Here is a 16,376-nt window from a genome sequence, read left to right as displayed (position 1 = left end):
TGTGAAGCTGTTCGATTTACTGATCGAACGGTCAGTTAGTGCGAGGATACTACGAAGTGTGATCTGGCGCACCCCTCACCCCGTTAGGCGCGGAAACGGCTAGACTGTTCCATATTTGAACACGGAAATCTCATAGAGAACGACGGGCGGCAACGGCACGTAGAGCCCTTTGGCCGGCCGCCCCGTTTTACCTGCCTAGGATGGACAGCATGACTCCCAACGCCGGTGCCGCAGCGCAGGTTGCACCCGCCCAGACCTCGCCATCGCAGACGCTCTCACGGGGCATCCGCGCTTTGGAAATCCTCGCCGAGGCAGACCGACCGCTGACCATCGCCGAGCTGGCGGAGGCCATGGGCGTCCACCGTTCCGTGGCCTACCGGATCTTGCGGACCCTGGAGGATCACTCCCTCTTGGTGCGCGACGACGCCGGGCGCGTCCAGCCCGGCCCCGGCCTCGCAGTTCTGGCGCGCAGCGTTTCGCGGAACCTCCAGACCGCTGCCCTGCCGGAACTGACCCAGCTGGCCAACACACTTAACATGACGGCCTTCGTGGCGGTGTGGGACCACCAGGAATGCGTGACACTGGTGACGGTGGAACCACGGCATTCGGCCCCCACCGTGGTGCAGCATCCGGGGTCCCGCCATCCGATCAGTTCCGGCGCGCCCGGGATAGCCATCCAGTCCGCCCTGACGGAGCACGAGTGGAGCCAGCTGGCTCCCGCCGTGCCCTACCGTCCCGAGGCAGGCGAGGCGCGGAAGCGCGGTTACGCGGCAAGCCACGACGAGGTCATCGCGGGGGTCTCCTCGCTTGCTGCGCCGGTCCGTGTGCCCGGCGGACGCCCGGCGGCTGTCGCCGTCGTCTATATCCGCTCATCGGAGGATCCGGCCGAGGTGGCCGCTGCCCTGACCGCCAGCGCCGCCCGGATCGAAAGTCAGCTCGCCTGAGCTGACCGCTTCCGGGAACGGACGACGGCGGCGGCGGCCGCCGCCCCGAGAGCGCACAGCGCCGCCGCGGCGGCTGCCGAGACGAGGAAGGCGGCGTGGTGGCCCCCTTGCTGTGCCAACTGGCCGCCGAGGGACGAACCCAAGGCGGTGCCAGCGACGATGCCGCTGGCGAGCGCCGTCATCACAGTGGCCAGCCGGCCCGCCGGCGCCACGAGCGCGCCGATGGCAAACACCGTGACCATGACCGGTCCCACCGGCAGGCCCAATGCAAGCAGTACCAGCACCATGCCCCAGCCGTCGGTTGGAAGGAACAGCAGGGCAGACAGCCCAGCCATGGCTGCCGCCCCGGCCACCCAGCGGGCAGTCACAGGGAAGCCGGCCGGCCAGTAGGCCACCGAGATCGCGGCCGCGGCCGAGCTGATTCCCATGACGGCGTACAGGAGTCCGGCCGCCTCTGACGTTGCGAAAGTGGCGGCAAACGCGCTCAAGGCTGCCTGCGTGGAGCCGAAAAATGTGCCCATGCAGACCATGGCCAGGACCGGAAGTGCCACGCGGGCCACGCCGGCAATGCGGCTGCCGGCCCGGGTTTCGGCATGTTGTCCGGCGGCATTTCCCCGTACTGCGCGGCTGCCGGCGCGGGTGCCGACGGCCGCCCGCCGCGGAACAGCGGCGTGGGTACGGTGCATGGCGAAGGCCGGAACGAGTGTGAGGGTGATCGCGGCGGCCAGGGCCAGCGGCAGCCATGGGGCGGCCAGGCTGGCCAGGACGCCCACGAGGGCCGGACCCAGCACGAACGTCAGTTCGTCAGCCGTGCTCTCATAGGACAGCGCGACATCCAGATCGGCGCTGTCCCCGGCGCGCCGGCTTTCGGCTGTGAGCGCCATCCACCGGACACGGGCCAGCGGGCCGACCTGGGGGCAGCTAAGGCCCGCCGCCAAGGAGGCCGCGATGACGCCCCACGCGGCACCGACGTCGTGCACGCCGGGAATCAGATATGCGGTGGCGATGACGGCAAGTACGGCCAGGACGTTCAGGACGGCCGAGATCAGCAGCACCGGGCGCTGGCCGAGCCGGTCGGCCAACCAGCCGAGGATCGGCGCACCGACGGCCGAGCCGATACCGACGGCGCCGGCAGCGGCCCCGCCTACGGCGTAGGAGCCGGTAACCGACGTGGCAAGGGTGAGGGTTCCCAGGGTCAGCATCGCGAGGGGCAGGCGGGCAAACAGGCCGACTGGCAGGAATCCCCTGCCCGCCATCGCCGGCAGGCGCGCGAAACGGCCGCCGAACTGCGGGATGGGCGCCTGAGTGTTGTCGGACGGGGCAATGGGACGGGGGTCGGCGGGTGGTTGGGGCGCCGTTGAAGTGCTCATGTATGCGGGCTCGTTCAGTCCGTGCGCATCGTCCCTCCTCCCGATGCGCTGAACCCGGTAACGGTCCCATGGTACTGGACAGGAAAGTCCATGCGAGCGGCAGCGCGCTCCGCCGGGTTAGACCGTTACGAGCGCATCAACGATGTGCACCGTGGAGCCGTTGCGCTGCTTCACCACCTGGAGCTGGCTGCCGATGCGCTGCTTCATCTCCCCCACGTGGCTCACGAGTCCGACCACGCGGCCCCCGTCGCGGAGGCCCTCCAGTGCATCCATGACCTGCTCCAGTGCCTGCTCGTCGAGGCTGCCGAAGCCCTCGTCGACGAACAGCGTTTCAATGTCGACACCGCCGGCTTCCTGCTGCACCACGTCAGCGAGGCCCAGGGCCAGCGACAGCGAGGCCATGAAGGATTCCCCGCCGGAGAGGGTCGAGGTGTCCCGGCGGCGGCCGGTCCATTCGTCCACGACTTCCAGTCCCAGCCCTGACTTGGCGTTCCGTGCTGCCCTCGCGTCCGAGTGCTGCAGCGTGTAGCGGCCGTCGCTCATGGCGACGAGCCTTTCCGACGCGGCAATGGCAACCTGTTCGAGCCGTGCCGCCAGGACGTACGCGTTAAGGCTCATGCGGTAGGTGTTGTCGCCGGAGCCGCGGGCCGCTTCGGCGAGGCCCTTCAGGATTTCAGCGCGTTCCCGGGGCTCCCGGCCGGATTCAGCGAGTTCCCCGTACTCCGCACGGAGGCGTCCCAGGGTCTGGGACGCCTGACGCGCCATGGCCGCCGCCAATTCGATGTCCTTTGCTGCCCGGGCGGCCTGTTCGGCTTCGGTGCGCAGCAGGTCCAGGTCCGCTGGGGTGGCCGCGGAGCCGCTTTCGTCTTCCCTGGCGGTCTGTTCCTTTGCTGCGACAACGAGCTCTTCGCTGGCGAACAGTTCCTCCAGCCGTACCTCCTCGTCACGCCCGGACTGGACGGCAGACTCCAGCCGCGCCGCCTCCGCCTCCGGCAGCAGGGCCTGGCGGGCCTCAGCGGCCGATGCGAATCCGGCCTCGGGAAGAGCGCGGTCCAGCCCGGTCCGGGCCTCAGCCAGCCGGGCGGCAGCCTGCTCCAGCTGCGAGCGGGCAGCGTCTGCCTGTTCGAGAATGTCGACAAGATTGGCGATGGCGTCGCTGCGGACAGCGAGACGGGCATGGCCGGCACGAAGCGTTTCGAGCGACGATTCCAAGGCGGCGGACTGCCCCTCGATCTCGGCCAGGGCGGACTCTGTTTGCGCCAACTGCGACAACAGGTCCACGCGCTGCTGCTTCGTGGCCTCGATGCGCTCAGCCAGTTCCTCCTGCCGGCTCCTGCTCGCTGCCAGTTCCGCAACGGCCGCAGCCGCCTCGGCAGCAGCTTCCCGGGCAGACTGGGCGGCTTCCGCCGCTTGGGCGGGATCGGTGTCGCCGTCCTGGCCGGCGAGAACGGCGACCAGCTGCCTGGCCTCGGAAAGCTCCGCTTCGAGTGCAGCCAGCGCCCTTTCGGCCGCTTCGCTGCGCTCCTTGGCCCGTTCCTCTTTCTCGGCAAGCCCCAGGACGGAGTCCCCGGCGGGAACCGGATCGGGGTGCTCCGAGCTGCCGCAGACGGGACAGGGCGCCCCGTGTTCCAGGCGCGAAGCCAATTCGGCCGCCGCATTGGACAGGCGTTCCTCCCGGACGTCCAGCCATTGCCGGCGCAGTTCCTGGTGGTGTTCCCGGGCTTTGAGGTGCCGCTCAGTGACGGCGGCGCACCCTGCCGCAGCAATTCCGTAGCGCCTGACAACATCCACCAGCTCGTCGGCAGCTGCGGCTTCCTTGGTCCGCAGCACGGACTCCCCTGCCAGCTGTTCAAGCGGCTGCAGCGCTGCACGCAGGGCCTCCATCTCGCTGCGCAGGGAAAGCAGCCTGGCGGCGTGGTCATCTCCGGAACGGGTCAGTTCCTGCCGCCGCTGCGCAAGCCCGGCGGCCCGTGCGCGCAGGCCACCCAGCCGGTCCTCATCGGCAAGGCGTTCACCGATCACAGCGGCAAGCGAGCGCAGCCGCGAAAGCTCTGTGGCCACGTCGACAGCGGCGTGCTGTGCGACGGCGCTGTGTTCAATCACGGTGCCGTGTTCCGCAATGCCGTGTTCCACCACTGCCAGTTCCGAGCTCGAGCTCGCTGCCTCCCGCACGCCAGCAAAGGCGAGGTCCGCGGCTCTTTCCGCCCGTACAAGCAAGGATTCGGCGGCGGTCACGGCGTTCAGCTGGCCGCCCAGGAGCTCGGCCTTCCGGTGCAGGTCAAGCGCGGCTCCCGCGCTGGCCAGTCGAGGGGCGGTGGCCTCCGCATCTGCCCTCCGGCGCAGGGCAGCAGCAAGCTTCAGGCGCCTTCCCTCCCTGGCCAGCTCCGCTTCGAGCCGCTCCGCGCACCCGCGGCGCTGCACCTCGGCGGATGCTGCATCCCCGGCCACGGCCGAGGCACGCTCCGAGGCGGCAGACTCCAGCCAAGACAGCAGTTCGGGACCGCCGGCGGGTTCCGGCGTCGCGTCGGGGTCGATTTCGAGGGCCGTGGCCTCCGTCCTGGCCCTCGCCACCAGCAGGGCCAGCCTGCCCTCAAGATCGGCTACTTCACTGACGGCCCCGGCGGCCTGTAACGCAAGCTCCCGTTCCACTGCCTCGAACCGTTCGGTTCCGAAGAGCTTCTGCAGCAGGTCGAGGCGGTCCGAAGCCTTGGACCGGAGGAACGCGGCAAAGTCCCCCTGGGGGAGCAGAACCACGCGGGTGAACTGCTCCCGGTCCATGCCGAGGAGCTCGGTGATCTCCGCCCCGGCTTCGTCGTTCCGGCCGGACTTCTCCACCCACGCATGTGCCACCCGCTCACGCAGCAGCGTCTTGGCCTGCTGTGTGGTGAACCCGTTCCGTCCGCGGGCGCTGGGCTTGTCCCAGGCCGGCGAGCGGGTAACCTCAAAACGCCTGCCCCGGGCCGTGAATTCGCAGGTCACGCGGGGTTCGGCGGCCGGGTCGGCATGGTCGCTGCGCAGTCTCTTTCCGTCCTGCCGCGCGCCCGGCACGGACCCGTACAGGGCATAGCAGATGGCATCCAGCACGCTGGTCTTGCCGGCACCGGTGGGGCCGTTAAGCAGGAACAGCCCGTGGGCGCTCAGCCGGTCGAAATCGATTTCCTCGGTTCCGGCAAACGGCCCGAACGCCGAGATTTCCAGACGGTGGATCCTCACAGTGATGCCTCCTGCAGACGCACGTTCTCCAAAGCTTCGGTGAGGGCGGCCTGTTCCGCCGTGTCCGGCTCCCGGCCACGGACGTGTTCCAGGAATCCGCAGCAGACGGCGAGGTCATCCTCCGCCTCGGCCAGCCGGCTGCTGTAGCTCGCCCGGGAGGCGGCGGGTGCCCCCTCGGGCTCGAAAGCGAGGACGAGCGTATCCGGGAACCTGGCACGCAGCCGCTCCATGGCCTGTGCCGGCCGCTGGGCGTCCGTCAGGGTCACCTGGCAGTAGGCTTGCTCGGCCCAGGCGTGCTCCGGGGACTCCAGCAGCCCGTCGAGGGTCCCCCGGAGGACGGCAAGTTTCCGCGGCGCGTCCCAGAGGATCTCCTCCACGGCGGTGGCACCGGACTCGTCAATGTCAACGAGCCAGCCGCCCTTCTGGTGCTTTGCTTCGGAGAACGAGTAAGCCAGCGGCGAGCCCGAATACCGCACCTCCGTGGACAGGGACTGCCGGCCGTGCAGATGGCCAAGTGCTGTGTAGCTGAAGCCATCAAACAGGTCCAGCGGCACGGCACCCACTCCCCCGATGCTGAGATTGCGTTCGCTGTCGGAGCTGATGCCCCCGCTGGCGAAGGTGTGGGCCAGCACAACAGAATGGACCACCCGGGATTCGCTGCGCGTGGCGATGTCGGCCCTGATGCGTTCCGTGGCAGCACGGGTGACTTCGAAGTGGCTGGCGGTGACCACTCCAAGCTCATCGGCGACCAGCCGGGGTTCGAGCCAAGGGATGCCATAAATGGCCAGTACCGAATCCGCCCCTGTGCCGCCGAGCGGCAAGACCACGGGGACGTCCAGCTCCTGCAGGCGGGTGCGCAGGTGAACGCCGCCCTTCTCCAGCAGCCGGGAGGCGAAGCCGAGCCGGATGGCGGAGTCGTGGTTTCCGCTGGTCAGCACCACCTGGGCGCCTGCCCCGGTCAGCCGGACCAGCGCATCGTCCAGAAGGTTGACCACATCGACGCCGGGCAGTGCCCTGTCGTAGACGTCGCCGGCGATCAGCACGACGTCGACGGACAGTTCCCTGACCCGGGCAACCAGCTGGTCGACAAAGTCGCGCTGGGCGTCCAGCATGCCGACGCCGTGGAAGGACCGGCCCAGATGCCAGTCGGAAGTGTGCAATAACCGCATATTCATAAGCTAGACGCGGGCACCGACAAAATAGCCGACCCCGGCCCTCGGCGCGTCAGGACTCCTTGCTGCGCGGCCCGTCGAAGAAGTCGCGCGCGTCGTCGCCGCCGCCACCAGGCGCTGCGGCGGCGGGCTTTTCGACTGCCTCCTGCGTCGAGGCGCCGTCGAAGTCGTCCCCGAGCTCAGACTCAGGATCGGCGGCGGCGGCGTGGTCCGCAGCGGCGGCACCGCGGCCCTGGGCGTCAGCGAACCCACGGAAAACAAGGCCAGCGATACCGGCACCGACGATCGGGGCCACCCAGAACAGCCACAGCTGTTCCAGCGCCCAGCTGCTGCTGAAGAGCGCGGAGGCCGTGGCCCGGGCCGGGTTGAAGGGCGCGTTGCCAAGGGCCTGGCCCAGCTGCAGCAGCACGGCAAAGGCCAGCCCGACGGCGAAGGGCGCGGCGGCCGCGTGGCTGTTGCGGCGGGCCGTCGTGCCAAGGAACACCGCGACCAGGAGGGCTGCTCCCAGCACTTCCACGAGCAGCACGCCGGCCATCGACGTCTGGATCACGGAGTGCTCACCGAAGCCGGCGGTGACAGTGTCGAAGGCGGTGCGCGCGTCCTGGATGTTGGGCACCGTGCGGAGGATGCCGAACAAGGCGAGCGCGCCTGCCGCCGCGCCGACCAGCTGTGCGCCGACGTAGGCAGCCGCGGCGGCGATGCCGATTCTGCCTGCCACCAGGTTGCCCAGGGTGATTGCGGGGTTGAAGTGCCCGCCAGAGATGTAAGCGAAAGCCAGCATCGCCGCCGTCACGGCAAGGCCTCCGGCGAGTGCTCCGGGCAGCGGGTTTGACTGCGGCAGGGTGAAGAGCGGCACGCCCAGCCCGGCGACCACCAGAAAGAGCGTTCCGAACGCCTCCGCTCCGAGCCTGGACAGGAGCCCGGGCCGGAATCCGTTGTCTCCGGCGGAATGCCGGTCATCGGTCGGGGGGACGGACACAGGGGTGCTCATGGGGGAATCCTTTGGTTTCTGTCGGCGTGGAATGCCGCTCGCTTCGGGAGCCGGCCCCAGCAGTCTGGCAGCAAAGTCTGGACGGTTGCTGAATCCGAGCTTATCGTCCGGCGCCCGGACCCCCGGCATTGCGAGTGCGACATCACAGCACCGTCCGCGGGCACAGCGGTCAACACCACAGCATCCACGATCACAGAGTCTGGACAGCTCCCGCGGGAAGGTAAATTTGCCTGCATGAGCAATGTTCCCGGCACCGTTCCGTCCCCCGAGTCCCGCATCCATGGCTGCCTGCTCGGGGGTGCCCTGGGCGACTCGCTCGGCTACGCCGTCGAGTTCGATTCCATAGACGAGATCCGGCGCCGTTTCGGCGCCGCGGGGCTCCGGGATTTTTCCGCGCTCGACGGCGGGGCCCACTTCTCGGACGACACCCAGATGACGCTGTACACAGTCGACGGGATCGTCGAGGCCCTGGAGTGGGCCAACTCGGGTGTCGGCGCCGACGCCAACGCCTGCGTCTGGCTTGCCTACCTGCGCTGGCTGGACACGCAGGGCGTGCACGTGCCCGAATCCGCGCCGCGGCCGCAGCCCCGCTGGATTGACGGCCAGGAGGTGCTTCGGCACCGGCGGGCGCCCGGCAACGCCTGCCTGAGCGGGCTGTCCACCGGGGAGATGGGAACGGCCGCCCGTCCGGTCAATCCCGAGTCGAAGGGCTGCGGAACCGTGATGCGTTCCGCCCCCTTCGGGCTGGTTCCGCACATTCCGGCGGACGCCGTGTACAAGCTGAGCGCAGACGCGGCGTCGCTCACGCACGGGCATCCCTCCGCCCGGCAAAGCGCGGGCGCTTTCAGCCTGCTCATCTACTCCCTGGTGCAGGGCAGCGGCCTGGCCGAGGCAGCCCAGGCCGCCCTCGACCGTGTGCTGGGAGATAACGGGGCGGCGCCCGAACTCCGCGAACGGCTCGGAGCCGCGGTCCGCCTCGCCGGCGAAGCCGGTGTTGCCGGCGCCGACTCCGTACTCAGCCCGGAGGACCTGGTCCGTGAACTGGGTGAGGGCTGGGTGGCGGAGGAGGCTCTCGCCGTCGGCCTTTACGCGGTCCTGGCCACTGCTGCCCCGGTATCCGGAGACCGCGCCGAGGGAGATGGCGCGCCCGATCCGGTGGAGCATTTCAAGGCAGCAATCGCCGTGGCCATCAACCACAGCGGCGACAGCGATTCCACCGGATCCATCGCGGGAAACATCCTCGGTGCGTACTACGGCACGGACTGCCTGCCGGCGGACTGGCTCGAGGCACTCGAGGCACCCGAGGTGATCCGCGGCATGGCCGGGCAGCTGGTTGCCGTCACGTCCGGCTGAGCGAAATGTTGTTGCACGCCTCGCAGACGTCCTCGGGGATGAGTCCCCGGCGCTGCAGCAGGCCGAAGATGGCACAGCCAAGGCAGAACCCCGCGAAGGCCTCCAGCGAGGCGGCAACAATCAGCACGGCCAGCAAAATCCACGCGGCGGGCGCGAGGCCGGCCGCCAGCAGGACGGCGGCGGCCGTGGACATCGCGGCGCCGATGCCCTGGGCGAAACGCTTGGGCGGCCCGGGCACCAGCTTTACCCGTCCCAGCCGCGGGGCGAGGACCCTGACCGAAAGCAGGGCAAGCGGGGAGATCCTCGGGCCGAACAGCACCCGCAGCCAAAAACCGGCGGCAATGACCGCTAGGCCCCAACCGAAGCCCGTGAGCAGCGTCGCGGCAGCCAGCAGGACCACCAGCCCGGCGGTGATACGGGCCGCGTATTCGTTGACAGGGTTGGGAAAGGCGAACGCAGCACTCAATCTGCCCGGTGTACCCGGTTTACTTGGAACGCTCAGTTTGCCCATAGGGCAAGGCTAGGGAGCGGCGGCGTCGCCGGGAAGTTTTATTGCGCCATGTGTACGGGCGCGCCATCCACATCTGCATAAGCCAGGCGGCCCGTGCTGTTCAGGACGCTCTCTCAGATCCTGCGGAATTCCTGGCAACGCTCTATCAGATCCTACGGAGCTTTCGGCAACGCTCTTCACATCCTGCGGCGTATCTTGGCGCCCTAAGATTCCGCGGGACGTGAGGAAGGGGCAGTCATTCGGCGGCGGCGCCGGGAAGCCTTAGTGCGCCATATGTACCGGCGCGCCGCCCACCATCTGCAGGAACTCACCTTCGGAGATCACCTCGATGGCCTGGCCGCGGTCGTGCAGTTCCAGCACCCGTTTGGCCTTGCCGGTGAGCCGGCCGGAGCGCAGGTCGCCGGCCACGAAGCCGTCGCCCACCACGAGGACGCTGGTCCGTGCCGTGACCCGGCTTTCCGGGCGCGCCCCCAGTTCCGCGGACCGGGTCTTCGCCTCGGGCCGCGGCATCCCGAGCTGGCCGGTGAACACGACGGTCTGGCCGAACAGCGGGTTCCCGGGTTCGGCGTCGGGATTGGGCTCGGGATTCGGCCCTTCCTCCGGCCACCCGCTGCGGAACGGCCGGACCACCCGGTCCGCACTGTCGCCGCCCACGGCGGCGAGGGCTGAGACGGTCGCCTTGGAAAGCTCACCGCTGGATGGATCGAACGCAGCCTGCTGCGGTATGGACAGCCCCAGCGAAAGGTAGAGCTCGGCAATACTGTTGGCCCGGTTGCGCCCCGCGATGTCGATGAGGATGCCGGCGCACGCCCGGGCGTCCTCGGCGGCATCGTGGTGGTTCACCAGCGGCACGCCCGCTTCCTCGGCGGCAAAGGGCAGGGAATTCGAAACCAGGGAGTAGCAGCGCCGGGAGAGCATCACGGTGCACACATAGTCGTAGGCGGGGCCGGGAAGCCCCGAGACTTCCAGCCCGGAGCGAATGACGCCGAGGTCGAAGGCGGCGTTGTGGGCCGCGAGGATGTCGCCGCCGATGAACGCGCCGATCTCGGGGAACAGCTCCCCAAAGCGGGGCCGGCCGGCCACCTGCTCGGGCCTGATGCCGTGGACGCGGACGTTGTGGTAGTCGAATGAGTCGTGGTTTTCCGGTGGCCGCATCAGCCACGAGGCCTCCTCGACGATGACGCCGCCGCGGACCTTGGTGAGGCCAACGGCGCACGGCGAACCGCGGAAGCCATTGGCGGTCTCGAAGTCGATCGCCGTAAAGTCCAAACCCACGGGGACAACTGTAGCCCGGCGGCGGCGCCGAGCCCGTCAAGTACCCTTGAAACGTGAACTTTAATGCATTGAGCGACTTTGCCGTGCCCGCGCTGGGTGGCGCCGGCCCCGTCCAGCCGCATCTGGCATCATTCCTGCCCGATTGGCTCAACCCCCAGGTCTTCCTCGCCGACCCGGCCCTTGCCCCATGGGTGGTTCTGCTGGTGTGCGGGATTATCTTCGCCGAAACCGGGCTGCTGATCGGGTTCTTCCTGCCGGGCGATTCCATGCTGTTTACGGCGGGCCTGCTCGTGGCCACGGACACGATCAAATTCAACATCTGGCTCTTCGCCGCGCTGATCATCGTGTCCGCCATCATCGGCAACCAGACGGGCTATCTCATCGGGTCCAAGGCTGGCCCCGCCATCTTCAACAAGCCGGACTCCAGGCTTTTCAAGCATGAGAACGTTGACAGTGCTCACAAGTTCTTCGAAAAGCACGGCGGCAAGGCCCTGATCCTGGCGCGCTTTGTGCCCATCATCCGTACTTTTGTCCCCGTCATCGTGGGCGTTGCCCAGATGGACAAGCGGAAGTTCTTCCTCTTTAACGTCATTGGCGCCCTCCTCTGGGGCGGCGGCGTGACGCTTCTCGGCTACGTGCTGGGCGACAAGATTCCGTGGGTGCGGGAAAACCTCGACATTATCTTCATCGTCATCGTCCTGCTCTCGGTGATTCCTATCGGGATTGAAGTTGTGCGCGGCATGACCGCCAAGCGCGAGGCCGCGGCCTTCGGGACGGACCCGGTGGAGGAGTTCATCGAGGAGCACGAGCCCGAGGCCGAGCGCAAGACCAACCTCGACTGACCGGCGCTCAACAGCAACGCGGGGTCACTTAGCGCCCAATGGGATGACCGGATTGGGCGCTAAGTGACCCCGCGTTGCTGTTTACCGGAGGGCTTCGACGATCGAGGGAAGCAATGCACGGAACGCCTGGCCCCGGTGGCTGATGGCGTTTTTCTCCTCGGGGCTGAGCTCGGCGCAGCTGCGGTCCAGGCCCACGGGTTCCAGGACGGGGTCATAGCCGAACCCGCCTTCGCCGCGCGGCTCACGCAGCAGCGTGCCGGCCAGCTGGCCGTACTCCACCACTTCGCGGGCCCCGTTCGCGGATGCCGACGCCGGCACGGCGAGCGCCGCCGCGCACACGAAGGCGGCACCGCGGTGGCCGTCCGGCACGTCCGCCAGCTGGGCCAGCAGCAGATGCAGGTTGGCGTCGTCGTCACCGTGCCGGCCGGCCCAGCGCGCGGAGAAAATCCCCGGCGCGCCGCCGAGGACATCCACTGACAGCCCGGAGTCGTCGGCGATGGCCACCAGCCCCGTTGCCTCGGCCACTGCCCGCGCCTTCAGCAACGAGTTTTCCGCAAAGGTCACCCCGGTTTCCGCGACGTCCGGGGCTCCGACGGCGGCCGCGTCCACCACCTGCGTGTCGACGTCGAGCCCGGGGATCTGCCCGCGCAGCAGCTCACGCAGCTCCCGCAGTTTTCCGGCGTTGCGCGTGGCCAGCACCAGCCGGGGTGCCGCCTCAGTTGCCGACACGCCGCTCACGGAGCTTCGGCCAGGGTCTCGCGCTGGATCGCGGCCAGCTGTTCCGTCCCCAGCAGTGCCAGGTCCAGCAGCTTGTTGAGCTCGTCCCGGTCGAAGGGGGCGCCCTCGGCCGTGCCCTGGACCTCCACGAACTTGCCGGAGCCGGTCACCACGACGTTCATGTCGGTTTCGGCCCGCACATCCTCGATGTACGGCAGGTCCAGCATCGGAATACCGTCGATGATCCCCACGGACACGGCGGCGATGGTGTCCACCAGCGGCTGGGCGTTGCGGGCGATCATCTTGTTCTCGCGGGCAAAGCGGATGGCCTCGGCGAGCGCCACGTAGGCGCCGGTGATGGCCGCCGTCCGCGTGCCGCCGTCGGCCTGCAGGACGTCGCAGTCCAGCACGATGGTGTTCTCCCCCAGGGCCTTGGTGTCGATGATCGACCGCAGCGAGCGCCCGATCAGGCGGGAGATCTCGTGGGTGCGGCCGCCGATCTTGCCCTTGACGGACTCGCGGTCAGAGCGGGTGTTCGTGGCACGCGGGAGCATGGCGTATTCGGCGGTCACCCAGCCGCGGCCTTCGCCCTTGAGCCAGCGCGGAACACCTTCGGTGAGGGAAGCGGTGCACAGGACCCGGGTGTTGCCGAACTCGATGAGGGCCGATCCCTCGGCCTGCTTGGACCAGCCACGGGTGATGCTGATGGGCCGGAGCTGGTCCGGGGTGCGGCCGTCGGCACGGATGACGGGGGCAGTGGTTGCTTCGGAAGTCATGCCTTTAGCTTATCGATTTATCGGGCTGCACCCGCCCCAGGAAGCTGCTCAGACGGTGTAGTGCACGCCCGCCACGGCCACGGCCACGTCACCGGCGAAGGCGGGACGCGCCTCGGTCATGACCTTGGTCTGAGAGGTCCACACCGGAATGTGGGTAAGGAGAAGGCGGCGTGCGCCGGCGGCCGTGGCGGCTTCAGCCGCCCGTTTGCCGGTCAGATGGACGTCCTTGATGCCGTCGTCACGGCCCTCCTCGAAGGCCGCCTCGCAGAGGAAGAGGTCGGCGTCCTTGGCCGCCTCCTCCAGTCCGCGGCACGAATCCGTGTCGCCTGAATATGTCAGCACGCGGGTCAGGGCATTCCCGGCGGCGTCCGGCTCGGTGACCTCCACGCGCAGCGCATAGGCCTCCTCCACAGGGTGGTTAACGGCGAAGGGCGTGACGGTGAAGGGGCCGACGGTGACAGACTGGCGCTCGGTCCAGTTCGTGAAGTCGAACTCCTCGTGCATCCCCGGATCCAGGTCCAGCCCGTAGGCGGTTGCCATCCTGTCGGCGGTGGCGGCCGGGCCCCAGACGGGGATCCTGCCCCGGTCCCAGCCGCCGGGCTTCCAGCGGACCGCCACGTGCAGGCCGCAGAGGTCCATGCAGTGGTCGGGGTGCAGGTGGGTGAGGAAAATCGCGTCGATGTCCTCGAGGTCTGTGTACCGCTGGATCGCGCCCAGGGCCCCGCTGCCGAGGTCCATGACCACTTTCCACACGCGTTCGCCGTCGTTGGCGGTCAGCAGGTAGCAGGATGCGGGCGATCCGGGGCCGGGAAATGAGCCCGTGCAGCCGACGATGGTGAGCTTCACTGGAACGGACCTCCGGTGGCTGCCCCGCTGCCGGCGGCCTGCCCGACGAAGTTGGAGATGCGCGGGCGGGCGGCCGCGTTCCGTGCGGCGGCGATCATTTCGGGGGTGATCCTCGCCAGGCTGCCCGTGGGGTACTGCGCCGCGACATGGTCCACGTGCTTGACGCTCAGCACCTCCGGCCCGAGGAACCTGCGGGCCAGCGCTTCGAACTGGCCGGGATCGCCGGTGGCGATGAAGCTGTGCTCCGGCGGCGCCGGATCCGTCCGTTCGAGGCCGTTGCTGGCCAGCGCCCGGTAGACGTCCTTGGCGGTTTCCTCGGCGCTGGAGACCAGCGTGACGTCCTCGCCCATGACGTAGGAGATCACGCCGGTCAGGAGCGGATAGTGCGTGCAGCCCAGCACCACAGTGTCCACGCCCGCGGCTTTCAGCGGCTCAAGGTACTCGCGGGCGACGTCGAGCAGTTCCGGCCCCGTGGTGATGCCCGCCTCCACGTACGGCACAAATGCAGGGCAGGCCACGGAGGTGATCACCAGGTCAGGCGCCGCGGCGAAGGTGTCCTCGTAGGCCCGGGAGCCCACGGTGGCGGAGGTGCCGATTACGCCCACCCGGCCGCTGCGGGTGGCTGCGACGGCGCGGCGCACGGCCGGCTGGATCACCTCGATGACGGGAATGCCGTAACGCGCCGTGTAGCGTTCGCGTGCGTCGCGGAGCACCGCGGCCGACGCCGAGTTGCAGGCGATGGTGAGCAGCTTGACACCGGAGTCCACGAGTTCGTCCATGACGCCGAGGGCGTTGGCGCGCACCTCCGCGATGGGCAGCGGCCCGTACGGGCCGTGGGCGGTGTCGCCGACGTAGAGGATGGATTCGTTCGGCAGCTGGTCGATGATCGACCGCGCCACGGTGAGGCCGCCGACCCCGGAGTCGAAGACGCCGATCGGCAGCGATCCCACATTTACGCCGTCGGCCGTTGCGGACTCCGCTGCAGCTCCCGCTGCCGGATCCATGCTCGATGCTGAAGTCATGATTATTTGAGGATAGGTCTTCCCGTGAGGTGCGGCCATCACTTGTGGCGGGCGACTCATGTCGAATTTGTCACATCCGGCGGCCGCAACGGCTCACCCGCGGAGCCGCCCAGTGGCGGAAAAGTTCACCGCCGGAACAGCTCAGGACCGTGTGTCCAGTGACTGCAGCATCGCCTGCACGAGGGATTCCTGCAGCCACGTGGTGAAGTTGTAAACCAAGGCGAGGTAGCTTTCCACGTCCTCGGCCTGGGACCAGTCCTGCATCTGGTGGACGTGGTCCGCGTCCGCCTCGTCCCGGATGTCGAGCCGCTCGGCGAGCACCAGCCGCACGTCGTTGAGCGCTGTGGACCAGTGCCGGGCATCAGCCGGCGTCAGGACGAGCTCGTCCTTGTCCAGGCCCAGCGCGGCGGCGCGCAGCGCGCCGATTTTGCTTTCCCGCAGTGAGCGTTCGGTGAGCTGGCGGAACTCGAGCGAGGCCGCGGCGTCGTCCTTCACTGCGTTGGGCAGCAGCCGGCGGAGGGCGCGGTCCGACGGTTCCCGGACCTCCATGTCCAGTCCGATCATCGCGGCGAGCGGATCCTCGGAGCCGCGGTCCGCCGGCTCCAGCATGGAGATGACATCGGCGAAGAGGCTGCGGAGCAGTTCCCTCTCGGCCGGTTCAAGAAAGCCGGAGATGCCTTTGAGTCCGTATTTGAAAGCCTTAGCCACGTTTTCCCTTGCCCTTGCCCGGGCCGCGTTTGCCGCCCCCGCTGTCTCCGCCGGTGGCCTTCTCCACGGTGGCCCACAGGCCGAACCCGTGCATCGCGACCGCGTGCTGCTCCACCTGTTCCTTGCTGCCGTGGGCAACGATAGACCGGCCCTTCCTGTGGACCTCAAGCATCAGCTTGTTGGCTTTGGTTTCCGAGTAGCCGAAATAGCTCTGGAACACGTAGCTGACATAGCTCATGAGGTTAACGGGGTCATTCCAGATGACAAGGTTCCAAGGGACGTCCGGGACGGTCAGTGCGTCGGTGGACACCGCCGTTCCGGTCTGGGTGCTCTCCTGGGTGTCAGGGCCGAGCGCAACGCTTAAGGTCATCTGTCCATTCTATGGCGATGATGGGCCCACGCCGGCGAGGGGCCCGCGGCGAAGCGAAGCGAGACGTGGGAGCCGGTGGGTGGGCCCACGCCGGCGAGGGCCCGCGGCGAAGCGAAGCGAGACGTGGGAGCCGGTGGGTGGGCCCACGCCGGCGAGGGCCCCGCGGCGAAGCGAAGCGAGACGTGGGAGCCGGTGGGTGGGCCCACGCCGGCAAGGGGCCCGCGGCGAAGCGAAGCGAGACGTGGGAGCCGGTGGGTGGGCCCACG

Annotated in this window: 15 protein-coding genes; 3 read left to right on the top strand and 12 right to left on the bottom strand. The window is 68.6% G+C overall.

Features of this window, described 5'->3' with window-relative positions:
• Positions 1-209: 209 nt before the first annotated feature.
• On the top strand, positions 210-944 hold the full coding sequence (locus DBZ45_RS22000; protein ID WP_111905921.1) for an IclR family transcriptional regulator: 735 nt from the start codon (positions 210-212) through the stop codon (positions 942-944).
• On the opposite strand, the gene DBZ45_RS21995 is transcribed toward DBZ45_RS22000, so the two are convergent.
• The 4 genes from DBZ45_RS21995 to DBZ45_RS21980 form a co-directional block, all read right to left on the bottom strand.
• Complete coding sequence (locus tag DBZ45_RS21995) at positions 932-2,314, bottom strand: MFS transporter (RefSeq protein ID WP_111905920.1); 1,383 nt, start codon at positions 2,312-2,314, stop codon at positions 932-934. The genes DBZ45_RS22000 and DBZ45_RS21995 overlap by 13 nt on opposite strands.
• Before the next feature lie 117 nt (positions 2,315-2,431).
• Positions 2,432-5,527 carry an AAA family ATPase gene (locus DBZ45_RS21990; protein WP_111905919.1) on the bottom strand — a complete coding sequence of 1,032 codons (3,096 nt, stop codon included), beginning with the start codon at positions 5,525-5,527 and terminating at the stop codon, positions 2,432-2,434.
• Positions 5,524-6,696, bottom strand: coding sequence for an exonuclease SbcCD subunit D (locus DBZ45_RS21985; RefSeq protein ID WP_111905918.1), 1,173 nt, complete (start codon positions 6,694-6,696; stop codon positions 5,524-5,526). The genes DBZ45_RS21990 and DBZ45_RS21985 overlap by 4 nt, the downstream gene beginning before the upstream one ends.
• Before the next feature lie 55 nt (positions 6,697-6,751).
• Entirely contained in the window at positions 6,752-7,690 is a 939-nt protein-coding gene (locus DBZ45_RS21980) for an MIP/aquaporin family protein (RefSeq protein WP_111905917.1), read from the bottom strand.
• Positions 7,691-7,924: 234 nt separating this feature from the next.
• Between DBZ45_RS21980 and DBZ45_RS21975 the strand changes: the two genes are divergently transcribed.
• Positions 7,925-9,043 carry an ADP-ribosylglycohydrolase family protein gene (locus DBZ45_RS21975; protein WP_111905916.1) on the top strand — a complete coding sequence of 373 codons (1,119 nt, stop codon included), beginning with the start codon at positions 7,925-7,927 and terminating at the stop codon, positions 9,041-9,043.
• Here DBZ45_RS21975 and DBZ45_RS21970 read toward each other — a convergent pair.
• Together DBZ45_RS21970 and DBZ45_RS21965 are read right to left on the bottom strand one after the other, a co-directional pair.
• Complete coding sequence (locus DBZ45_RS21970) at positions 9,030-9,554, bottom strand: DUF4395 domain-containing protein (RefSeq protein ID WP_111905915.1); 525 nt, start codon at positions 9,552-9,554, stop codon at positions 9,030-9,032. The two genes, DBZ45_RS21975 and DBZ45_RS21970, sit on opposite strands and share 14 nt — an antisense overlap.
• 261 nt (positions 9,555-9,815) lie before the next feature.
• Positions 9,816-10,829, bottom strand: a complete 1,014-nt coding sequence (locus DBZ45_RS21965; RefSeq protein ID WP_111905914.1) for an exonuclease domain-containing protein — start codon at positions 10,827-10,829, stop codon at positions 9,816-9,818.
• A gap of 68 nt (positions 10,830-10,897) precedes the next feature.
• Here DBZ45_RS21965 and DBZ45_RS21960 point away from each other — a divergent pair, with 68 nt between their 5' ends.
• A complete protein-coding gene (locus DBZ45_RS21960) occupies positions 10,898-11,671 on the top strand; it encodes a VTT domain-containing protein (protein WP_111905913.1) in 774 nt (257 codons plus the stop codon).
• Positions 11,672-11,752: 81 nt separating this feature from the next.
• Here the strand turns inward: DBZ45_RS21960 and rdgB are convergent, their stop codons facing one another.
• The 6 genes from rdgB to clpS form a co-directional block, all read right to left on the bottom strand.
• Positions 11,753-12,400 carry an RdgB/HAM1 family non-canonical purine NTP pyrophosphatase gene (gene rdgB / locus DBZ45_RS21955; RefSeq protein ID WP_440130546.1) on the bottom strand — a complete coding sequence of 216 codons (648 nt, stop codon included), beginning with the start codon at positions 12,398-12,400 and terminating at the stop codon, positions 11,753-11,755.
• Positions 12,401-12,405: 5 nt separating this feature from the next.
• On the bottom strand, positions 12,406-13,164 hold the full coding sequence (gene rph, locus DBZ45_RS21950) for a ribonuclease PH (protein WP_078026682.1): 759 nt from the start codon (positions 13,162-13,164) through the stop codon (positions 12,406-12,408).
• 48 nt (positions 13,165-13,212) lie between these two features.
• Complete coding sequence (locus DBZ45_RS21945) at positions 13,213-14,010, bottom strand: MBL fold metallo-hydrolase (protein WP_111905911.1); 798 nt, start codon at positions 14,008-14,010, stop codon at positions 13,213-13,215.
• A complete protein-coding gene (gene murI / locus DBZ45_RS21940) occupies positions 14,007-15,032 on the bottom strand; it encodes a glutamate racemase (protein ID WP_440130545.1) in 1,026 nt (341 codons plus the stop codon). The genes DBZ45_RS21945 and murI overlap by 4 nt, the downstream gene beginning before the upstream one ends.
• 141 nt (positions 15,033-15,173) lie before the next feature.
• A complete protein-coding gene (locus DBZ45_RS21935) occupies positions 15,174-15,740 on the bottom strand; it encodes a DUF2017 domain-containing protein (RefSeq protein ID WP_111905910.1) in 567 nt (188 codons plus the stop codon).
• Positions 15,733-16,110, bottom strand: coding sequence for an ATP-dependent Clp protease adapter ClpS (clpS, locus tag DBZ45_RS21930; protein WP_111905909.1), 378 nt, complete (start codon positions 16,108-16,110; stop codon positions 15,733-15,735). The genes DBZ45_RS21935 and clpS overlap by 8 nt, the downstream gene beginning before the upstream one ends.
• Positions 16,111-16,376 lie beyond the last annotated feature (266 nt).

The sequence above is a fragment of the Arthrobacter globiformis genome (assembly GCF_003261175.1).
In the GTDB taxonomy this organism is placed as follows: domain Bacteria; phylum Actinomycetota; class Actinomycetes; order Actinomycetales; family Micrococcaceae; genus Arthrobacter; species Arthrobacter globiformis_A.
This window is presented reverse-complemented; position numbering and strand designations above follow the sequence as displayed.

Excerpts from the sequence above, each read along its gene's own strand:
- DBZ45_RS22000 (WP_111905921.1), top strand. The coding sequence starts at position 210 with ATGACTCCCAACGCCGGTGCCGCAGCGCAGGTTGCACCCGCCCAGACC.
- DBZ45_RS21995 (WP_111905920.1), bottom strand. The coding sequence starts at position 2,314 with ATGAGCACTTCAACGGCGCCCCAACCACCCGCCGACCCCCGTCCCATT.
- DBZ45_RS21985 (WP_111905918.1), bottom strand. The coding sequence starts at position 6,696 with ATGCGGTTATTGCACACTTCCGACTGGCATCTGGGCCGGTCCTTCCAC.
- DBZ45_RS21980 (WP_111905917.1), bottom strand. The coding sequence starts at position 7,690 with ATGAGCACCCCTGTGTCCGTCCCCCCGACCGATGACCGGCATTCCGCC.
- DBZ45_RS21975 (WP_111905916.1), top strand. The coding sequence starts at position 7,925 with ATGAGCAATGTTCCCGGCACCGTTCCGTCCCCCGAGTCCCGCATCCAT.
- DBZ45_RS21970 (WP_111905915.1), bottom strand. The coding sequence starts at position 9,554 with ATGGGCAAACTGAGCGTTCCAAGTAAACCGGGTACACCGGGCAGATTG.
- rph (WP_078026682.1), bottom strand. The coding sequence starts at position 13,164 with ATGACTTCCGAAGCAACCACTGCCCCCGTCATCCGTGCCGACGGCCGC.
- murI (WP_440130545.1), bottom strand. The coding sequence starts at position 15,032 with ATGACTTCAGCATCGAGCATGGATCCGGCAGCGGGAGCTGCAGCGGAG.
- clpS (WP_111905909.1), bottom strand. The coding sequence starts at position 16,110 with ATGACCTTAAGCGTTGCGCTCGGCCCTGACACCCAGGAGAGCACCCAG.